The organism is Streptomyces sp. NBC_00012 (genome assembly GCF_045040875.1).
Classification (GTDB): Bacteria; Actinomycetota; Actinomycetes; order Streptomycetales; family Streptomycetaceae; genus Streptomyces.
In genome coordinates this window covers 948506-963983 of sequence record NZ_CP108309.1, presented here as the reverse complement: position 1 = coordinate 963983, position 15478 = coordinate 948506, and the positions used below count along the sequence as shown (strand labels likewise).

Sequence of the window (15478 nt, the reverse complement as noted above, 5' to 3'; positions counted from 1 at the left end):
CCCCGGGGGAGGCGGCCGCCGCGGACCGTGGTCCCGGCCTCGGCGCTCGCCCGCCAGGGCTGCGGGACATCCTTTCTTTAGGTCCTGGCCGTGCTGCACAGCCCGAGCAGCCCCCTTCCCCTTCCCCTTCGGCAGGGTCATGGGCAGGCCCGACCCATAGAACGTGAACACTGGTTCATGTTACGGTGCGGCCCACCTCGGACGGCGTGCCCCGGTCACGGACGGCCGCCTTCCAGGCTGTCGTTGGGGCGCGAAGGGCGACCGTCGGCAGAATTCCGGAGCCGCGCGCGGGCGGCCGACCCGGGCGACCCGTGCATCACCGATGAAGGCAGGCGTGCCAGTGACGACGAGCTCTACCGATGCCACCCGAGTTCCCCGGCTTCCGGCCGACTTCGCCTGGGGCGCCTCGACCGCCGCGTACCAGATCGAGGGCGCGGCCGACGAGGACGGCAAGGGGGCGTCCATCTGGGACACCTTTGTGCGGCGCCCCGGGGCCGTACGCGACGGCCACACCGGCGACGTCGCCTGCGACCACCACCACAGGTTCGACGAGGACGTCACGCTGATGCGCCGGCTCGGGCTCGACACGTACCGCTTCTCGGTCTCCTGGCCCCGCATTCTGCCGGCCGGCGCGGGCAAGGTCGAGCCACGCGGACTGGACTTCTACGACCGCCTGGTCGACGCGCTGCTCGACGCCGGGATCGAGCCCACGCCCACCCTGTTCCACTGGGACCTGCCGCAGGCCCTGGAGGACGAGGGCGGGTGGCTGAACCGCGAGACCGCCCATCGGTTCGCCGAGTACGCGGCCGTGGTCGCGGAACGGCTGGGCGACCGGGTCAAGCGGTGGATCACCCTGAACGAGCCCTTCGTCCACATGTCTTTCGGCTACGGCTTCGGCGTCCACGCCCCGGGCCGCGCACTGATGCTGGACGCACTGCCCGTCGCACATCACCAGCTGCTCGGCCATGGCCTCGCGACCGCGGCGCTGCGGGCCGCCGTTCCAGGCGGGCAGATACTGATCGCCAACAACTGCACGCCCGTGCGTCTGCGCTCCGACGCCCGCCAGGACAAGGACGTGGCGGCGGCCTCCGCCTATGACGCCCTGCACAACCGACTCTTCAACGACCCTTTGCTGCTGGGGAGTTATCCCGACCTGTCGGCCTACGGCATGACCGACCCGAGCTGGGGAGGCGTGGTGCGCGACGGCGATCCCGCCACGATCGCCGCCCCGCTGGACGGGCTGGGCGTCAACTACTACAACCCCACCTGGGTGACCGCCCCGGCCGATCCTGCCGCCGCGCTGCCCTTCGACCTGGCCGAGCCCGCGGAGCCGTACGAGCGAACCGCGTTCGACTGGCCGGTGGTCCCGGACGGGCTCACGGAGCTGCTCACCGGCCTCAAGGCCCGCTACGGCGACGGCCTTCCGCCGGTGTGGATCACCGAGAACGGCTGCTCGCAGCCGGCCGGGCTGCACGACCAGGCGCGCATCGAGTACCTCGCCGGACACATCACCGCGGTCGCCCGCGCCGTGTCCAGCGGGGTGGACGTGCGCGGCTACTTCACCTGGTCGCTGCTCGACAACTTCGAGTGGGCCGAGGGCTATCACCAGCGCTTCGGACTGGTCGAGGTCGACTTCGCCACTCGACGGCGCACGCCCCGGGCGAGCTTCGCGTGGTACCGCGACCTGATCGCCTCCCAGCGGTCCTGAGCGACGGAGTCGCCATGTCCCACGTATCGGCGGCGGACGACGCCGCCGTCTTCGCCGAATCCACCGTCCCGGTCAGGGCCGGCTGGACGGTGGACCTGTCGCTGGCCACGCTCGCCGTCTTCATGGCGTTCATGACACCCATTCAGATCCTGCTGCCACTCCAGTTGGAGCAGATCGACCCGCACGGCAAGAACGACGCGCTCTCGCTCGTCACCGGCCTCGGCGCGCTCGTCGCGGTGCTGGCCAACCCGCTCGCCGGCGCCTGGTCGGACCGCACCACGAGCCGGTTCGGCCGCCGTCGGCCCTGGATCCTCGGCGGCGCCCTCGCCGGGGCAGCGGGGTTGTCGGTCACCGCCACCCAGCACACCGTGGCCGGGGTCGCCGTCGGCTGGTGCCTCGCGCAGGCAGGCCTGAACGCGATGCTGGCCGGGGTCACCACCCCGATCGCCGACCGTGTACCGCTCACCCAACGCGCTCAGGTCTCCGGCTGGACCGGCATCATGCAGTCCTTCGGCCTCGTCCTCGGCGCGCTGATCACCACACTGCTGATCACCGGTGTCCGCTCCGGCTACGGCACCCTCGCCGTGCTCACCGTGGTACTCGCCCTGCCCTTCGTGCTGCGTCACTCCGAGCCGCCTCTGCCCCGGGCACTGCGTCCGGCCTTCGACGCCCGCGCCTTCGCCCGCTCGCTCTGGGTGAGTCCCCGGCGGCACCCCGACTTCGGCTGGGCGTGGCTCACCCGATTCCTGATCAACCTCGGCAACGCCCTCGGCACCCTCTACCTGTTCTACTTCCTCGCCGACGCGGTCCACTACGGCGACCCCGGCACCGGTGTGCTGATCCTCACGGTGGTCTACACCCTCTGCGCCGCACTCACGGCCATCCCCGCCGGTGTCCTGTCCGACCGCGTCGGACGCCGCAAGGTCTTCGTCGTCCTGTGTTCGCTGGTCATGACCGCAGCGGCAGTACTGCTCGCCCTGATCCACACCTGGCCGTCCGCCCTCGCCGCCGCGGCCGTCCTCGGTGCGGGCTACGGCATCTACCTCGCCGTCGACCAGGCCCTGGTCACCCAAGTCCTGCCCGAGGCCGCCGACCGTGCCAAGGACCTCGGCGTCATCAACATCGCCAACTCCGGCCCGCAGGTCCTCGCCCCCGCTCTCGCCTCGCCGGTCATCGCCCACCTCGGCGGCTACACCGGCCTCTACATCACCGCGGCCCTGGTCATCCTCATCGGCGGCCTCCTCGTCAATCGTATCCACAGCGTGGCCTGACGCGATGGACGGATGGGAGGACGGGCGGGCTCGTCCGTCCGTCCGGGCCACTCGACTCCCGATACGCGATGAACCATCAACTAACCGCATCCGGGCATGAGTTCAGCAAAGATGAGAAATTCTCATGTTTTTCGGCCCGGACCGTTGACTCCGTCGACGGCGATCGCGATTCTGAAAACTCGTCAGTAACTTGAGTGCACATGTCAATCAAGGTGAGTGATGACCATGGTTCAACCCCCGCGCCGCAGACTCGGATCCCTCACGGTGGTGTCACTGCTCCTCGCCGTGATGGCCCTGGTACTCGGCCCGATGCCCAGCTCCGCGGCGGAGCCCGACCCCGGCTGGTGGACGCCGACCGCGCGGCCCGCGCCCGACGCTCAGGTCGACGTCACGGGCGAGCCCTTCAAGGGCACCGACGCCCAGGGCCGCGTACGGGGCTTCGTCGACGCCCACGACCACATCATGTCCAACGAGGGCTTCGGCGGCCGGCTGATCTGCGGCAAGCCGTTCTCGGAGCAGGGCGTCGCCGACGCGCTCAAGGACTGCCCCGAGCACTACCCCGACGGCTCGCTCGCCATCTTCGACATGATCACCAAGGGCGGCGACGGCAAGCACGACCCCGTCGGGTGGCCCACCTTCAAGGACTGGCCCGCCCACGACTCGCTGACCCACCAGCAGAACTACTACGCCTCCATCGAGCGGGCCTGGCGTGGCGGCCAGCGGGTGCTGGTCAACGACCTGGTCACCAACGGCGTGATCTGCTCGGTCTACTTCTTCAAGGACCGCAGCTGCGACGAGATGACCGCCATCCGTCTTGAGGCGAAGAAGTCGTACGACATGCAGGCCTTCATCGACAAGATGTACGGCGGTCCGGGCAAGGGCTGGTTCCGGATCGTCACCAACAGCGCGCAGGCCCGCGAGGTCATCGAGCAGGGCAAGCTGGCTGTCGTCCTGGGTGTCGAGACTTCCGAGCCGTTCGGCTGCAAGCAGATCCTGGACGTCGCGCAGTGCGGCAAGGAGGACATCGACCGAGGCCTGGACGAGCTGCACGAACTGGGCGTGAGCAGCATGTTCCTGTGCCACAAGTTCGACAACGCCCTGTGCGGGGTGCGCTTCGACTCCGGCGCCCTCGGTACGGCGATCAACGTGGGCCAGTTCCTGTCGACCGGCACCTTCTGGAAGACGGAGACCTGCCGCGGCCCGCAGCACGACAACCCCATCGGCAACGCCGTGGCGGCGGAGGCGGAGAAGCGACTGCCGAAGGGGGTGGCCGTCCCCTCGTACGCCTCGGGCGCGCAGTGCAACACCCGCGGGCTGACCAGCCTGGGTGAGTACGCGGTGCGCGGGATGATGAAGCGTCACATGATGCTGGAGCTCGACCACATGAGCGTCAAGGCCGCGGACCAGGCCTTCGAGGTCCTCGAGTCCGAGTCATACCCGGGTGCCATCTCCTCGCACAGCTGGATGGACTCGGGGTGGACCGAGCGTCTCTACAAGCTCGGCGGGTTCGCCGCCCAGTACATGAGCGTCGCCGGGCCGTTCAGTGCGGAGGCCAAGGCCAAGGAGGCGCTGCGCGAGAAGTACAAGGTCGGCTACGGCTACGGCACGGACATGAACGGCGTCGGCGGCTGGCCGGCCCCGCGGGGCGGCGACGCCCCGAACCCGGTGAAGTACCCCTTCCGCAGCACGGACGGCGGCTCGGTGATCGACAAGCAGACCACCGGCGAGCGCACATGGAACTTCAACACCGACGGTGCGGCGCACTACGGCATGGTCCCGGACTGGATCGAGGACATCCGCAACGTCGGCGGCCAGAAGGTCGTGGACGACCTCTTCGCAGGCGCCGAGTCCTACCTCACCACCTGGGGGGACACCGAGAAGCACCGGCTGGGGAAGAACCTGGCCTCGGGTGCGGCCGCCTCGGCGTCCACGTCGGAGTGGTGGAACCCGTTCGTCAGCTTCGCTCCCGGCAAGGTCGTGGACGGAGACAAGGGAACCCGCTGGGCCAGTGAGTGGAAGGACGACCAGTGGCTGCAGATCGACCTCGGATCCGTGAAGCCGGTCAAGCGTGTCACCGTCGACTGGGAGGCGGCATACGCGAAGTCGTACCGCATCGAGCTGTCGCAGGACGGCAAGGACTGGCAGACGGCATGGTCCACGGCCGCTGGTGACGGCGGCCTGGACACGGCGTGGTTCGCCCGAACCCCGGCGCGCTACGTACGGATCCAAGGCCTGGAGCGCGGCACCCAGTGGGGCCTCTCGCTCCAGGAGGTCGGCGTCTACAGCGACTGACGGCACCGGCGGCGGTGTCCCGGGCCGGGACCGGCCGGATCAACTCCTGCGATCCGGCCGGTCCCGGCACGCCAACTGGTGCCCGCGGGCCGGCCACGGGGGCGCCGCCGACCGGGCACCACGGCTACCACCCCGTCCAGAGCGGGTGGTTGACATTGACCGGCAGAGCCGCGACTGCCCGAGCCCGGTGTCCTTCCTCCTCGCTGCCGGTACGTGTGGATGTTCAGTGTGCCGAGCTGTTGTGTCCGCCGAACCACGCCCGGGTTTCCGGCTGGTTGGGCCGGACGAGAGCGAGGATCGCGGGTATCAGCCACGCGATCCCGAGGATGGGCATCACTTGGTAGAACGCCAGGGTGAAGGGCAGGGCGGTCCAGCCGTACGCGAAGGCCGAGGTCCGCAGGCCGGGGCTGCGGGTGGGGAACTTGAGGGCGGTGGTGATGCCCCAGGCCGCGATGGCCAGCACGAGGAGACCCGCGAAGACGACCTGCCCCGAATGCGCCTCACCCTGAGTCCGGGCCCACGGATTCGGCTCGCCCTCGCCCCAGATCGACGTGGCGATGGCCACGCTGTTGGTCACCAGGGCGAGCCCGAGCACGGCCTGCATGCCGCCGAGTATCAGCATCAGAACCCGTAACTTCCTCACCGGTTCGGGCAGGGGGACCCCGGAGGAGGCTGGGGGGCTCCCGGGCCCCCAGGGCCGCCCCTGCCCCGGGCCACCGCCGCCGGCCGGACCTGGATTGCCACTCGCCCGGCTGCGCCTTTCGTGCCGCCCGTTCCCGGGTCCGTTCGGATCATCAGGTTCCATCTCGACTCCCTCCATGACAGGCGTGACGCGCCGGCGACATACTGCGGTTGCGTGGGTCGGTTGTCGAGCCCGCGGCTGGTGAACGGAACAGGCGGAGAGCCCGTGGCCTTCGTCGATACCGAGGGGGTGCTGTGGTCGGGGGACGCATCGGCACGTACGTGATCGTGCGCGAGCTGGGCAGTGGTGGAATGGGCTCGGTCTATCTGGGCCGCTCGCGTGCCGGGCGGGCGGTCGCCATCAAGGTGATCAGGGCGGAGTACGCGGCGGACCCGGAGTTCAGGAAACGCTTCCGCAAAGAGGTCGAGGCCGCCGGCAAGGTGGGCGGCTTCCACACGGCGGCAGTTGTCGATGCCGACGCGGACGCCCCGCAACCGTGGATGGCCAGCGCCTACATCGAAGGTCCGACACTGGCCGACGAGGTCGCCCGGCGCGGCCCGCTGGACGAGCGGAGACTCTGGGCACTGGCCGCCGCGCTCGCGGAGGCGCTCCAGGCCATCCATGCCTGCGGTCTGGTCCACCGTGACCTCAAGCCGGGCAACATCGTCCTCGCCGAGGACGGGCCGCGGGTACTCGACTTCGGCATCGCCCGCGCTGTGGAGGGCACCCGGCTGACCGCCGACCGGCGGGCCATCGGTACACCCGGGTTCATCGCACCCGAGCAGGCCCAGGGCCTCGAGGTCACCGGCGCGTGCGACATGTTCGCGCTGGGGGCGGTGCTGGTCGCGGCGGCGGGTGGCAGCGCGTTCGGGGAGGGACAGATCTTCGGGCAGCTGTACCGCGCGGTACACGAGGAGGCGGACGTCTCCGCGATCCCCTCGGAGCTGCGGCCCCTCGTCGTCGCCTGCCTGCGCAAGGAACCCGAACTGCGGCCCGCTCCCGAGGAGCTGCTGGTCGCGTGTGCCGGCCGGATCGACCTGACCGTCGTGGCGCCCGGCGAACCCGCGCCACCGCGGCCCGCGCCCCCGGCGCCGGCTCGGCCCCGCCCGGCGGCCGAGCTCAGGCCACCGGGGCAGGCCGCAGCCCGGCGTCGCCCCGCCGCGCGCTCCGGGTCCGAGCCGATCGCCTCCTACCTCCGCAGCAGGCTAAGCCGGAGGTCGCTGATGCTGCGGAACGCGCTGATCACGCTCGCGTTCGCCGGAATCGCGGCCAGCGGTGATCTGCTCCACACCGTCGACTGGCTGAGGGTGCTTTCCGGGTTCATCGCATTCCTGATGCTGCTGCGCATCCTCGGCCTGCTGAGCCAGAAGGACGGACTGGTGGTGAACGACCTCGGCATCGGCGTCGGCTCCGCCACGAACCTCGCGGTGCTGCGCTGGTCCGACGCCGATGCGGTCGAGTTCGGGCAGGAGGAAGGAGGCACCGTGCTGACGGTGCGGATGCCCCGGGGTCACCGGCTGCCCGAGGCATTCCTGAAGCCGCGGTGGGTACGCAGAAGCAAGGACGGAACCATCCGAATCCGGACCGCCTGGCTGGCCCCGAGCCCCGGCACGGCGCCCCTGGTCGACACGGTCCGCTCGTTCGCCGCCCGCCACGAGGTTCCCGTCACCGAGAACCACAACGGCTCATAGGCGCTGATTCCCGGATCATCTCCGAAGCCCGATGGCGAGGGTTGCGAGGGTGACGGTACCGCGGTGGACGCAGGCGCGCTGCTCATGGCGGGTGGCGACGGCTCGGAAGCCGCTGCTTTTCCTCGCCGCGTTCGCCGCGTTCGCCGGCCGGCGGTCGTTTGCTCACCGGCTGCGGATCGCTGCTGGGCCGGACGTTGGCCGGCGGCGCCGGCCGGATCATTACCACAATGGCCTCCAACAGTCTCATCACCGTACTGGCCATTCGCCTCATCATCTCGGCGGGCTGACACGAATCAACTGCTGAGAACATCACTCGGTGCAGCGCCGGGACGGCTCGCCGGCGAGACCGGTCGGCGGTTCTCCCTTGCCGAGCTCGATCAAATTTCTTGAATTTTCCGCTTGTTGGTGATGCCCGGAAGTGCGAGTGCTCGTTCGGGTTCGTCACGGATCGCCCAGGTGGCTCCACCCGCCGGCCGGTCCAGTGCGTTGCCGTCAACAGCTCCCGACACGCAGCCGATCGTGGTGGGCGGGGAAGTGTGCGGTCACCTCGACGGACGGCAGTGGATTCCCGTGCCCGGTCTGCCGGCACCCCAACCGGCCAATCCCCAACCAGGCGCACAGTAAAGGAAGTTGCAACAGCCCTGGTGAACGATGCCTCGTCGGAAAAGAATTCAGCCGTTTTCCTCCCGCCTCGCCCTCCGCTCGCGACCGACGGGATCGAAAAAGACGGTTACCGATCGCTCACTTGAACCTTGACCGGTGAGTAACCAGGCCACTACCTTTCAATCCGCTTCGAACACACGCTTCATATCGGCGTTCCGCGGTGGGCTTTTCCCTGCAGGAAGCCGGTGAGCCGCCTCGTCTGTACAGAACCCCCCACCGTGCAGTCTCACCTTTGATTCGGAGAATGATGAACTCCGCTGTGCGTTCCGAAGACATGATCATCGGCATGACCCCGTTAGGCGAGCCCGATGCCGGGCTCACCCTGGCGGTCTGCCGGGCCGGCGGTCTCGGTGTGCTCGACCTCGGGCCCGGCGACCGGAGGGCCCGAGAGGCCCTCGCTCAATTGCGGCGCACGGCTTCGGGCAGCTTCGGCGTCCGGGTCGACGCGCGTTGCGGGCTCACCCCGGCCGACCTGGCTCCGGATGGTCCGCACACCGTGGTCCTCGCGGTCGGAGCGGCGGCCGGGGAAGCAGGTCCGGCCTGGACGATCTCCGGGCTCGCGGCACGCTTTCGCGTACTCGTCGAGGTCACCGACCTGGAGGGCGCGCGGGAGGCGTTACGCGCCGGGGCGCACGGCCTGATCGCTCGCGGCACCGAGTGCGGCGGCCGGATCGGTGAATTGAGCACCTTCGTCCTGCTCCAGCGGCTCCTCGCCGCGCCCGAGGTGACCCGGCCCGTGTGGGCGTGCGGCGGCATCGGCCCTCGAACGGCCGCCGCCGCGGTGGCCGGCGGGGCGGCCGGCGTCGTCCTCGACGGCCAGCTCGCGCTGCTCGCCGAGTCGGCGCTGCCCGAACCGGTCGCCGCTGCGCTGCGCACCATCGACGGCTCGGAAACCGTCGTGCGGGCCGGTCACCGTGTCCTGCTGCGGCGGGGCCCGGACGCCCCGCGCCTCTCGGAGGGCGCCGGACCGCAGGAGGCGGCGGCGTTGCTGGGCGGGCGGGATCCTCGTACCCAGCTGCTCCCGGTGGGGCAGGACGGCTTCCTCGCCGCCCTGTTCGCCGAGAGGTGGGGCGATGTGCGCCGAACGGTGCGCGCGCTGCGGGAAGCGGTGCTGGGCACCGTTCGGGACGACTCGGCCGCACGGGCGCTGCGGCCCGGGTCACCGATGAGCCGGGCGCTCGGCACCCGGCTCCCCGTCGCACAGGGCCCGATGACGAGGGTGAGCGACGGACCCGCTTTCGCCGCGGCGGTGGCAGCGGACGGAGCACTGCCCTTCCTCGCCCTGGCGCTGGCGGACGGCACGCGGACGCGGACGATGCTGACCGAGACCCGGGACGCGGTGGCCGGCCGGCCCTGGGGCGTGGGAGTCCTCGGCTTCGCGCCGGAGGACGTGCGTACGGCCCAGCTGGAGGCCGTACGGGACGTGCGGCCGACTCACGCGATCATCGCCGGTGGGCGGCCGTCCCAGGCGCAGGCCCTGGAGCAGGACGGCATCCGGACGTTTCTGCACGTGCCCTCACCGGGGTTGCTGCGGCAGTTCCTCGAAGCCGGGACGCGCCGGTTCGTGTTCGAGGGCTCGGAGTGCGGCGGGCATGTGGGGCCGCGCGGCAGTTTCGCGCTCTGGGAGGCCCAACTGGCCGTCCTGGAGGATTTCCTGGAGAGCCACGAGGCCGAAGACCTCGAGGTGTTCTTCGCGGGCGGAGTGCACGACGAGCGCTCGGCGGCGATGGTCGCCGCTCTGGCCGCGCCCCTGACCGCGCGCGGCGCGGCCGTCGGTGTGCTGATGGGCACCGCGTATCTGTTCACCGAGGAGGCCGTTTCCCGCGGGGCGGTCCGGCCGCTCTTCCAGCAGCAGGTTCTGGAGGCCGAGCGCACCACACTGCTGGAGTCGGCACCGGGGCACGCGACGCGGTGCGTGCCGAGCCCGTTCACCGCCGGCTACCGCGACCAGGAGGCCCGGCTGCGCGCCGAGGGCGTGCCGGACCGGCGGATCTGGGAGGAGCTGGAGAGGCTCAACGTCGGCCGGCTGCGCATCGCCAGCAAGGGCGTCGACCGATCCGTCGACGGCTGCCTCACTCCGGTCGACGAGCGGCGCCAGCTCGCTGAGGGGATGTTCATGGCCGGCGAGGTGGCCGTGCTGCGCTCGGCGACCACGACCGTCGCGGCACTGCACGAGTCGGTGACCACGGGCGCCGCCGAGCATCTCGCCCTGCGGACGGCGCAGTCGGCCCCGGCGAACGAGGTGCGGGAGCCGGCCGCGCCCGCACCGCTCGACGTCGCCGTCGTCGGCATGGCGTGCATGTTCCCGCAGGCGCCCGACCTGCCTGCCTTCTGGGCGAACGTGGTCGCCGGAGTGGACGCGGTGAGCGAGGTCCCGCCCGAGCGCTGGGACCCGGCCGTCCACCACGGAGAGTCCACCCCGTCCAAGTGGGGCGGCTTCCTGCCCCGCATCCCCTTCGACCCGCTGCGCTACGGCATCCCGCCGACGTCTCTCGGCAGCACCGAACCGGTGCAGCTGCTCTCCCTGGAGGCCGCCCGGCGCGCTCTGGAGGACGCCGGATACGGCGACGGGGGACGGGAGTTCGACCGCTCCCGCACGTCCGTGGTGTTCGGCGCCGAGGCGGGCAGCGACCTGTCGAACGCGGCCACACTGCGGGCGGTGATGCCCTCGTACTACGGCCGCGTCCCCGCGGGCCTGGACGACCAGCTCCCGAAACTCACCGAGGACTCCTTCCCCGGCATGCTCGCCAACGTCATCTCGGGCAGGATCGCCAACCGGCTCGATCTCGGCGGCGCCAACTACACCGTCGACGCCGCCTGCGCCTCGTCACTGGCCGCGGTGGACGTCGCCTGCAAGGAGCTGGCCGGCGGCACCTCCGACGTGGTGTTGTGCGGCGGCGCCGACCTGCACAACGGCATCAACGACTATGTCCTGTTCTCCTCCGTGCACGCACTTTCTCCCACCGGTCGCTCACGCGCCTTCGATGACTCGGCGGACGGCATCGCGCTCGGCGAGGGCATCGCCTGTGTCGTCCTCAAGCGGCTCGCGGACGCCGAGCGGGACGGCGACCGGATCTACGGCGTCATCAAGGGCCTGGGCTCCTCCAGCGACGGCCGCTCACTCGGTCTGACCGCGCCCAGGCCCGAGGGCCAGCGCTCGGCGCTGGAGCGCGCCTATCGCAACGCCGGCGTCTCACCGGCCGAAGTCGGTCTCGTCGAGGCACACGGCACCGGGACGGTCGTCGGTGACCGCACCGAACTGCGCATCCTCAGCGAGGTGTTCACCGAGGCCGGGGCGGGACCGGGCGGCTGCGTGCTCGGGTCGGTGAAGTCGCAGATCGGCCACACCAAATGCGCTGCCGGCCTCGCCGGAATGATCAAAACGCTGCTGGCTCTGTACACCGGCGTCCGGCCGCCCACCCTGCACGTCGAGACTCCCAACCCGGCCTGGGAGGCGGACACCAGCCCCTTCGCCTTCCACGCCGAGGCCCGGCCATGGGCGGCGCCCGCGGAGGAACGGATCGCCGGAGTCAGCGCGTTCGGCTTCGGCGGGACCAACTTCCACGTGGTGCTGGCCGCTCACGCCGGTGGCGTACCGCCCGTGCGGGGACTGGACACCTGGCCGGCCGAACTGTTCGTGTTCCGCGGACGGGACGAGGCCGCGACCCGCCGGGCGATGGAGGAGCTCCTCACAACCGCTCAGCCCCAGGGCCGGTCGTGGCGGCTTCAGGACCTCGCGCTCAGCGCGGCCCGGCGGTCGGACGCGAGCGGGGACCCGGCCCGGGTCGCCATCGTGGCGACGGACGTGGACGACCTGGTCGAGAAGTTGCGGCGGGTCCTGGCCCACCCCGGCGAGCATGCTGCGGCACGCGGCATCCACCTCGCCGGTACCGGCGAGGTGGACGGCGCCAAGGTGGCATTTCTCTTCCCCGGACAGGGCAGCCAGCGCACCGGCATGCTCGCCGACCTGTTCGTCGCCTTCCCCGAGCTGCGCCCCTATCTGGAGCTCGCCCGCGCCCACGCCGACACCCTGTACCCGCCCGCCGCCTTCGATGACACCGTGCGCGAGAGGCAGCGGGCCGCGCTGACCGACACCCGAGTGGCGCAGCCCGCCCTCGGCGTCACGGGACTCGCCGCACACGCCGTGCTCACCGCGGCCGGCGTGCAGCCGGACATGGCCGCCGGGCACAGCTACGGCGAGCTGGTGGCACTGTGCGCGGCCGGCGCGCTGACCCCCGAGACGCTGCTGGAACTGAGCGCGGAGCGAGCGGCGGCGATCCTGCGGGCCGCGCAGTCCGCCCAGGGCGACGGCGGCGACCCCGGGACCATGGCCGCGGTCTCGGCCTGCGCCGAGGACGTGGCACAGGCGCTCAAGGCGGCGTCCGCGCCGGACAGTGTTGTCGTCGCCAACCGCAACTCGCCCCGGCAGACGGTGATCTCGGGACCGACGGTCGCCGTCGACGAGGCCGTCCGGCTGCTGCGCGCGGCCGGGCACGGCGCCAAGCGCATACCCGTCGCCTGCGCGTTCCACAGCCCGCTGGTCGCCGGCGCTCAAGACCGGTTCGCCGAGGCGCTCGCGGCCCGGCCGGTGCACGCGCCCGAGTTCCCGGTGTGGTCCAACCGCACGGCCGCCCCGTACGCCGCCGACGGTGACGCGGTGCGGTCCGAACTCGCCGCCCAGATCGGTGCCCCGGTCGCCTTCGTCGAGCAGATCGATGCGATGTACGAGGCCGGGGCACGCATCTTCGTCGAAGCCGGCCCAGGCTCGGTTCTGACCCGGCTCGTCGGCCAGATCCTCGGCGACCGCCCGCACCGCACGGTGGCCTGCGAACCCCGGCCGGGCAGCGGCCTGCGCGGCTGGCTCGACGCTCTGGCCGAGCTCGCCGTCGCGGGGCTGCCTGTGCGCGCCGGCTGGCTGCTGCGCGGCCGGGACGCGGTGGACGCGGCACGTACCCCGGCGCCGAAGACCCCCGGATGGACGGTCGACGGACAACTGGTCCGCACCGCCGACGGCGCCCTCCTCACCGGTGCGCTCGCACCGGCCCGACGAGTCACGGAGACCCTGGAGACGACTGTGACGACGAACTCCCCGCACAGCGCCCCGTCCGACCAGGACACACTCATCTCCGAATTCCTGCGCACCAGCCGGGAGATGATCGCCGCCCAACGGGACGTGCTGCTCACCTACCTCGGGTCCGCCCCGGGCGCGCAGTCCGTCCCGTCCCACGCGGCCCCGCAGGTGATCCAGGCCGTTCCGCAACTCCTCCCGGCGCAGCCGCCGATGAAGGACCCGGAACGCGGCACGCCGGCCAACGCCGAGGAGTCGGCAGCCGCGGAACCCGCCGGGGCGGCCGAAGTCCAGCGGATCGTTCTGGAAATCATCGGCGAGCGCACCGGCTACCCCGTCGACATGATCGAGCCCGACCTCGACCTGGAGGCGGACCTCAGCATCGACTCCATCAAGCGGGCGGAGATCGCGGGCGAACTGGCCCGACGCCTGGGTGCCGGGGCCGGCTCCGACCTCGCCGCGCTGGACGACGACGCTCTGGAAGAACTGGCGAAGGCCCGGACGGCCGCCGCGGTGACCGACTGGCTGACCGCGCGGATGGGCGGACCGGCCGAGCGGCCCGCCGCCCCGGCGGCGGTGGAGCCCGGACAGGACGCGGTCATCGCCGAGCCCCCCGGACGGCACCTCCTGCGCCCGGTGCTTCTCGACGAGCGGGCCGACGCCCGCACCGACCTGTCGTCCGCTCTCGCGGGCACCCGCTGGATCCTGCTCGGCGACGCCCCCGAGGTCGCCACCCGCCTGGCGTCCCACGGCGCCGAGGTTGGCGTACGGGCCAAGGACCACGTCCTGACCGAGGCCGACGGCCAGGTGGACGGTGTGCTGTGGTCGGGGGCCCTCGCGGGCACCGACGACATGCCCCTGCTGCCCGCCTCGTTCCCCGTACTGAAGGCCGCCCTGGCACGCGCCCCGAGGTGGCTGCTGGCCGTCCGGCCCGCCGACGGCGCGGCGCCCGACCCCCGGACCGCGGGGCTGCGCGGTCTGTTCAGGACCGTGTCGCACGAGTATCCGCAGACGGTGGCCCGGGTCGTCGAGGTCACCGACGCCTCGCCGTCCGCGCTCGCGCACGCCGTGGTCGCCGAGGCCGTCGCGTCGGACCGGACGCCGGTCGTGCTGCGGACGGCGGCAGGCCGGCACGGGTTCGAACTGGTGGCGGCGCCGCTCGGCGTGCTCGGCAGTACGGGTGCCGGACCGGCCGGGGCGGGTACCTCGGAGGCCACCGCGCTCGGCCTGGACCAGGACTCGGTGGTGCTGCTCGCAGGAGGGGCGCGAGGCATCACCGCACAGTTCGCCACCGTGCTCGCCGACGCCGCGCACTGCCGTCTGGAACTGCTCGGCCGCACTCCCGCCCCGGACGGTCCGGAGGCCGCGGACACCGCGTCCGCACGCACCCCGGCCGAGCTGCGGGCCGCACTCGCCGCCCGCGGCGGACTGAAGCCGGCCGAGATCAACCGCGCCGCCGAGCTGCTGCTCGCCCAACGGGAGATCACGGCCACCCTGACCGCGATCACCGCATCGGGCGGCCGGGCCCGCTATCGATCGGTCGACTTCCGCGAGCCGGACGCGGTACTGCAGGCGGTGAAGGAGATCCATGCCGAGCACGGCCGGCTCGACGGTGTGGTGCATGCGGCCGGTGTGATCGAGGACCGGCTCATCGCCGAGAAGAGCACGGAGTCCTTCCGACGTGTCTACGCCACGAAGGCGACCGGCGCCGACGCCCTGCTCTCCGCATTGGAGGAACTGCCCGAACCGCCCGCGTTCACCGTGCTGTTCGGCTCGATATCGGCTGTCCTGGGCAATCGCGGCCAGGTGGACTACGCGGCCGCCAACGATGCGCTGGAGACCCTCGGCGCGGCCTTCGCCGCCCGCACCGGACGGCGCGCGGTGACGGTGCACTGGGGCCCCTGGGCACCCTCGGCCGATCACACCGGCATGATCGGGCCCGAGCTGGCCCGGGAGTACGCCCGCCGCGGCATCCGGCTGATCGACCCGGAGGAGGGGACCGCGGCGCTGCTGCGGGAGCTCGCCTGGGGCGAGGAGTCCGCCACCGCCGTCGTCTACACCGCCTCGGGCTGGTGACGGTCGTGGTGGCGCCGCCCCGGCACG

At 71.7% G+C, this 15478-nt stretch carries 7 protein-coding genes; 5 read left to right on the top strand and 2 right to left on the bottom strand.

The annotated features are described in order from the left end of the window. Positions 1–322 precede the first annotated feature (322 nt). From OHA19_RS04580 to OHA19_RS04570, 3 genes are all read left to right on the top strand, one after another. Positions 323–1708, top strand: coding sequence for a GH1 family beta-glucosidase (locus OHA19_RS04580; protein WP_405719699.1), 1386 nt, complete (start codon positions 323–325; stop codon positions 1706–1708). 14 nt (positions 1709–1722) lie between these two features. Then, positions 1723–2979 (top strand): MFS transporter, encoded by a 1257-nt coding sequence (locus OHA19_RS04575; protein WP_405719701.1) that lies wholly within the window; start codon positions 1723–1725, stop codon positions 2977–2979. Positions 2980–3198: 219 nt separating this feature from the next. Next, positions 3199–5271 (top strand): discoidin domain-containing protein, encoded by a 2073-nt coding sequence (locus OHA19_RS04570; protein ID WP_405749453.1) that lies wholly within the window; start codon positions 3199–3201, stop codon positions 5269–5271. A 223-nt stretch (positions 5272–5494) separates the two neighbouring features. Here OHA19_RS04570 and OHA19_RS04565 read toward each other — a convergent pair whose 3' ends face one another. Next, complete coding sequence (locus tag OHA19_RS04565) at positions 5495–5893, bottom strand: hypothetical protein (protein WP_405719705.1); 399 nt, start codon at positions 5891–5893, stop codon at positions 5495–5497. A 314-nt stretch (positions 5894–6207) separates the two neighbouring features. Between OHA19_RS04565 and OHA19_RS04560 the strand changes: the two genes are divergently transcribed. After that, entirely contained in the window at positions 6208–7644 is a 1437-nt protein-coding gene (locus OHA19_RS04560; RefSeq protein WP_405719707.1) for a serine/threonine-protein kinase, read from the top strand. Positions 7645–8021: 377 nt separating this feature from the next. Here the strand turns inward: OHA19_RS04560 and OHA19_RS04555 are convergent, their stop codons facing one another. Beyond that, on the bottom strand, positions 8022–8153 hold the full coding sequence (locus OHA19_RS04555; RefSeq protein ID WP_405719709.1) for a hypothetical protein: 132 nt from the start codon (positions 8151–8153) through the stop codon (positions 8022–8024). Positions 8154–8554: 401 nt separating this feature from the next. On the opposite strand from OHA19_RS04555, the gene OHA19_RS04550 reads away from it, so the two are divergent. Then, entirely contained in the window at positions 8555–15451 is a 6897-nt protein-coding gene (locus OHA19_RS04550) for an SDR family oxidoreductase (RefSeq protein WP_405753217.1), read from the top strand. Positions 15452–15478: the final 27 nt, after the last annotated feature.

Excerpts from the sequence above, each read along its gene's own strand:
- OHA19_RS04565 (WP_405719705.1), bottom strand. The coding sequence starts at position 5,893 with ATGCTGATACTCGGCGGCATGCAGGCCGTGCTCGGGCTCGCCCTGGTG.
- OHA19_RS04570 (WP_405749453.1), top strand. The coding sequence starts at position 3,199 with ATGACCATGGTTCAACCCCCGCGCCGCAGACTCGGATCCCTCACGGTG.
- OHA19_RS04550 (WP_405753217.1), top strand. The coding sequence starts at position 8,555 with ATGAACTCCGCTGTGCGTTCCGAAGACATGATCATCGGCATGACCCCG.
- OHA19_RS04580 (WP_405719699.1), top strand. The coding sequence starts at position 323 with ATGAAGGCAGGCGTGCCAGTGACGACGAGCTCTACCGATGCCACCCGA.
- OHA19_RS04575 (WP_405719701.1), top strand. The coding sequence starts at position 1,723 with ATGTCCCACGTATCGGCGGCGGACGACGCCGCCGTCTTCGCCGAATCC.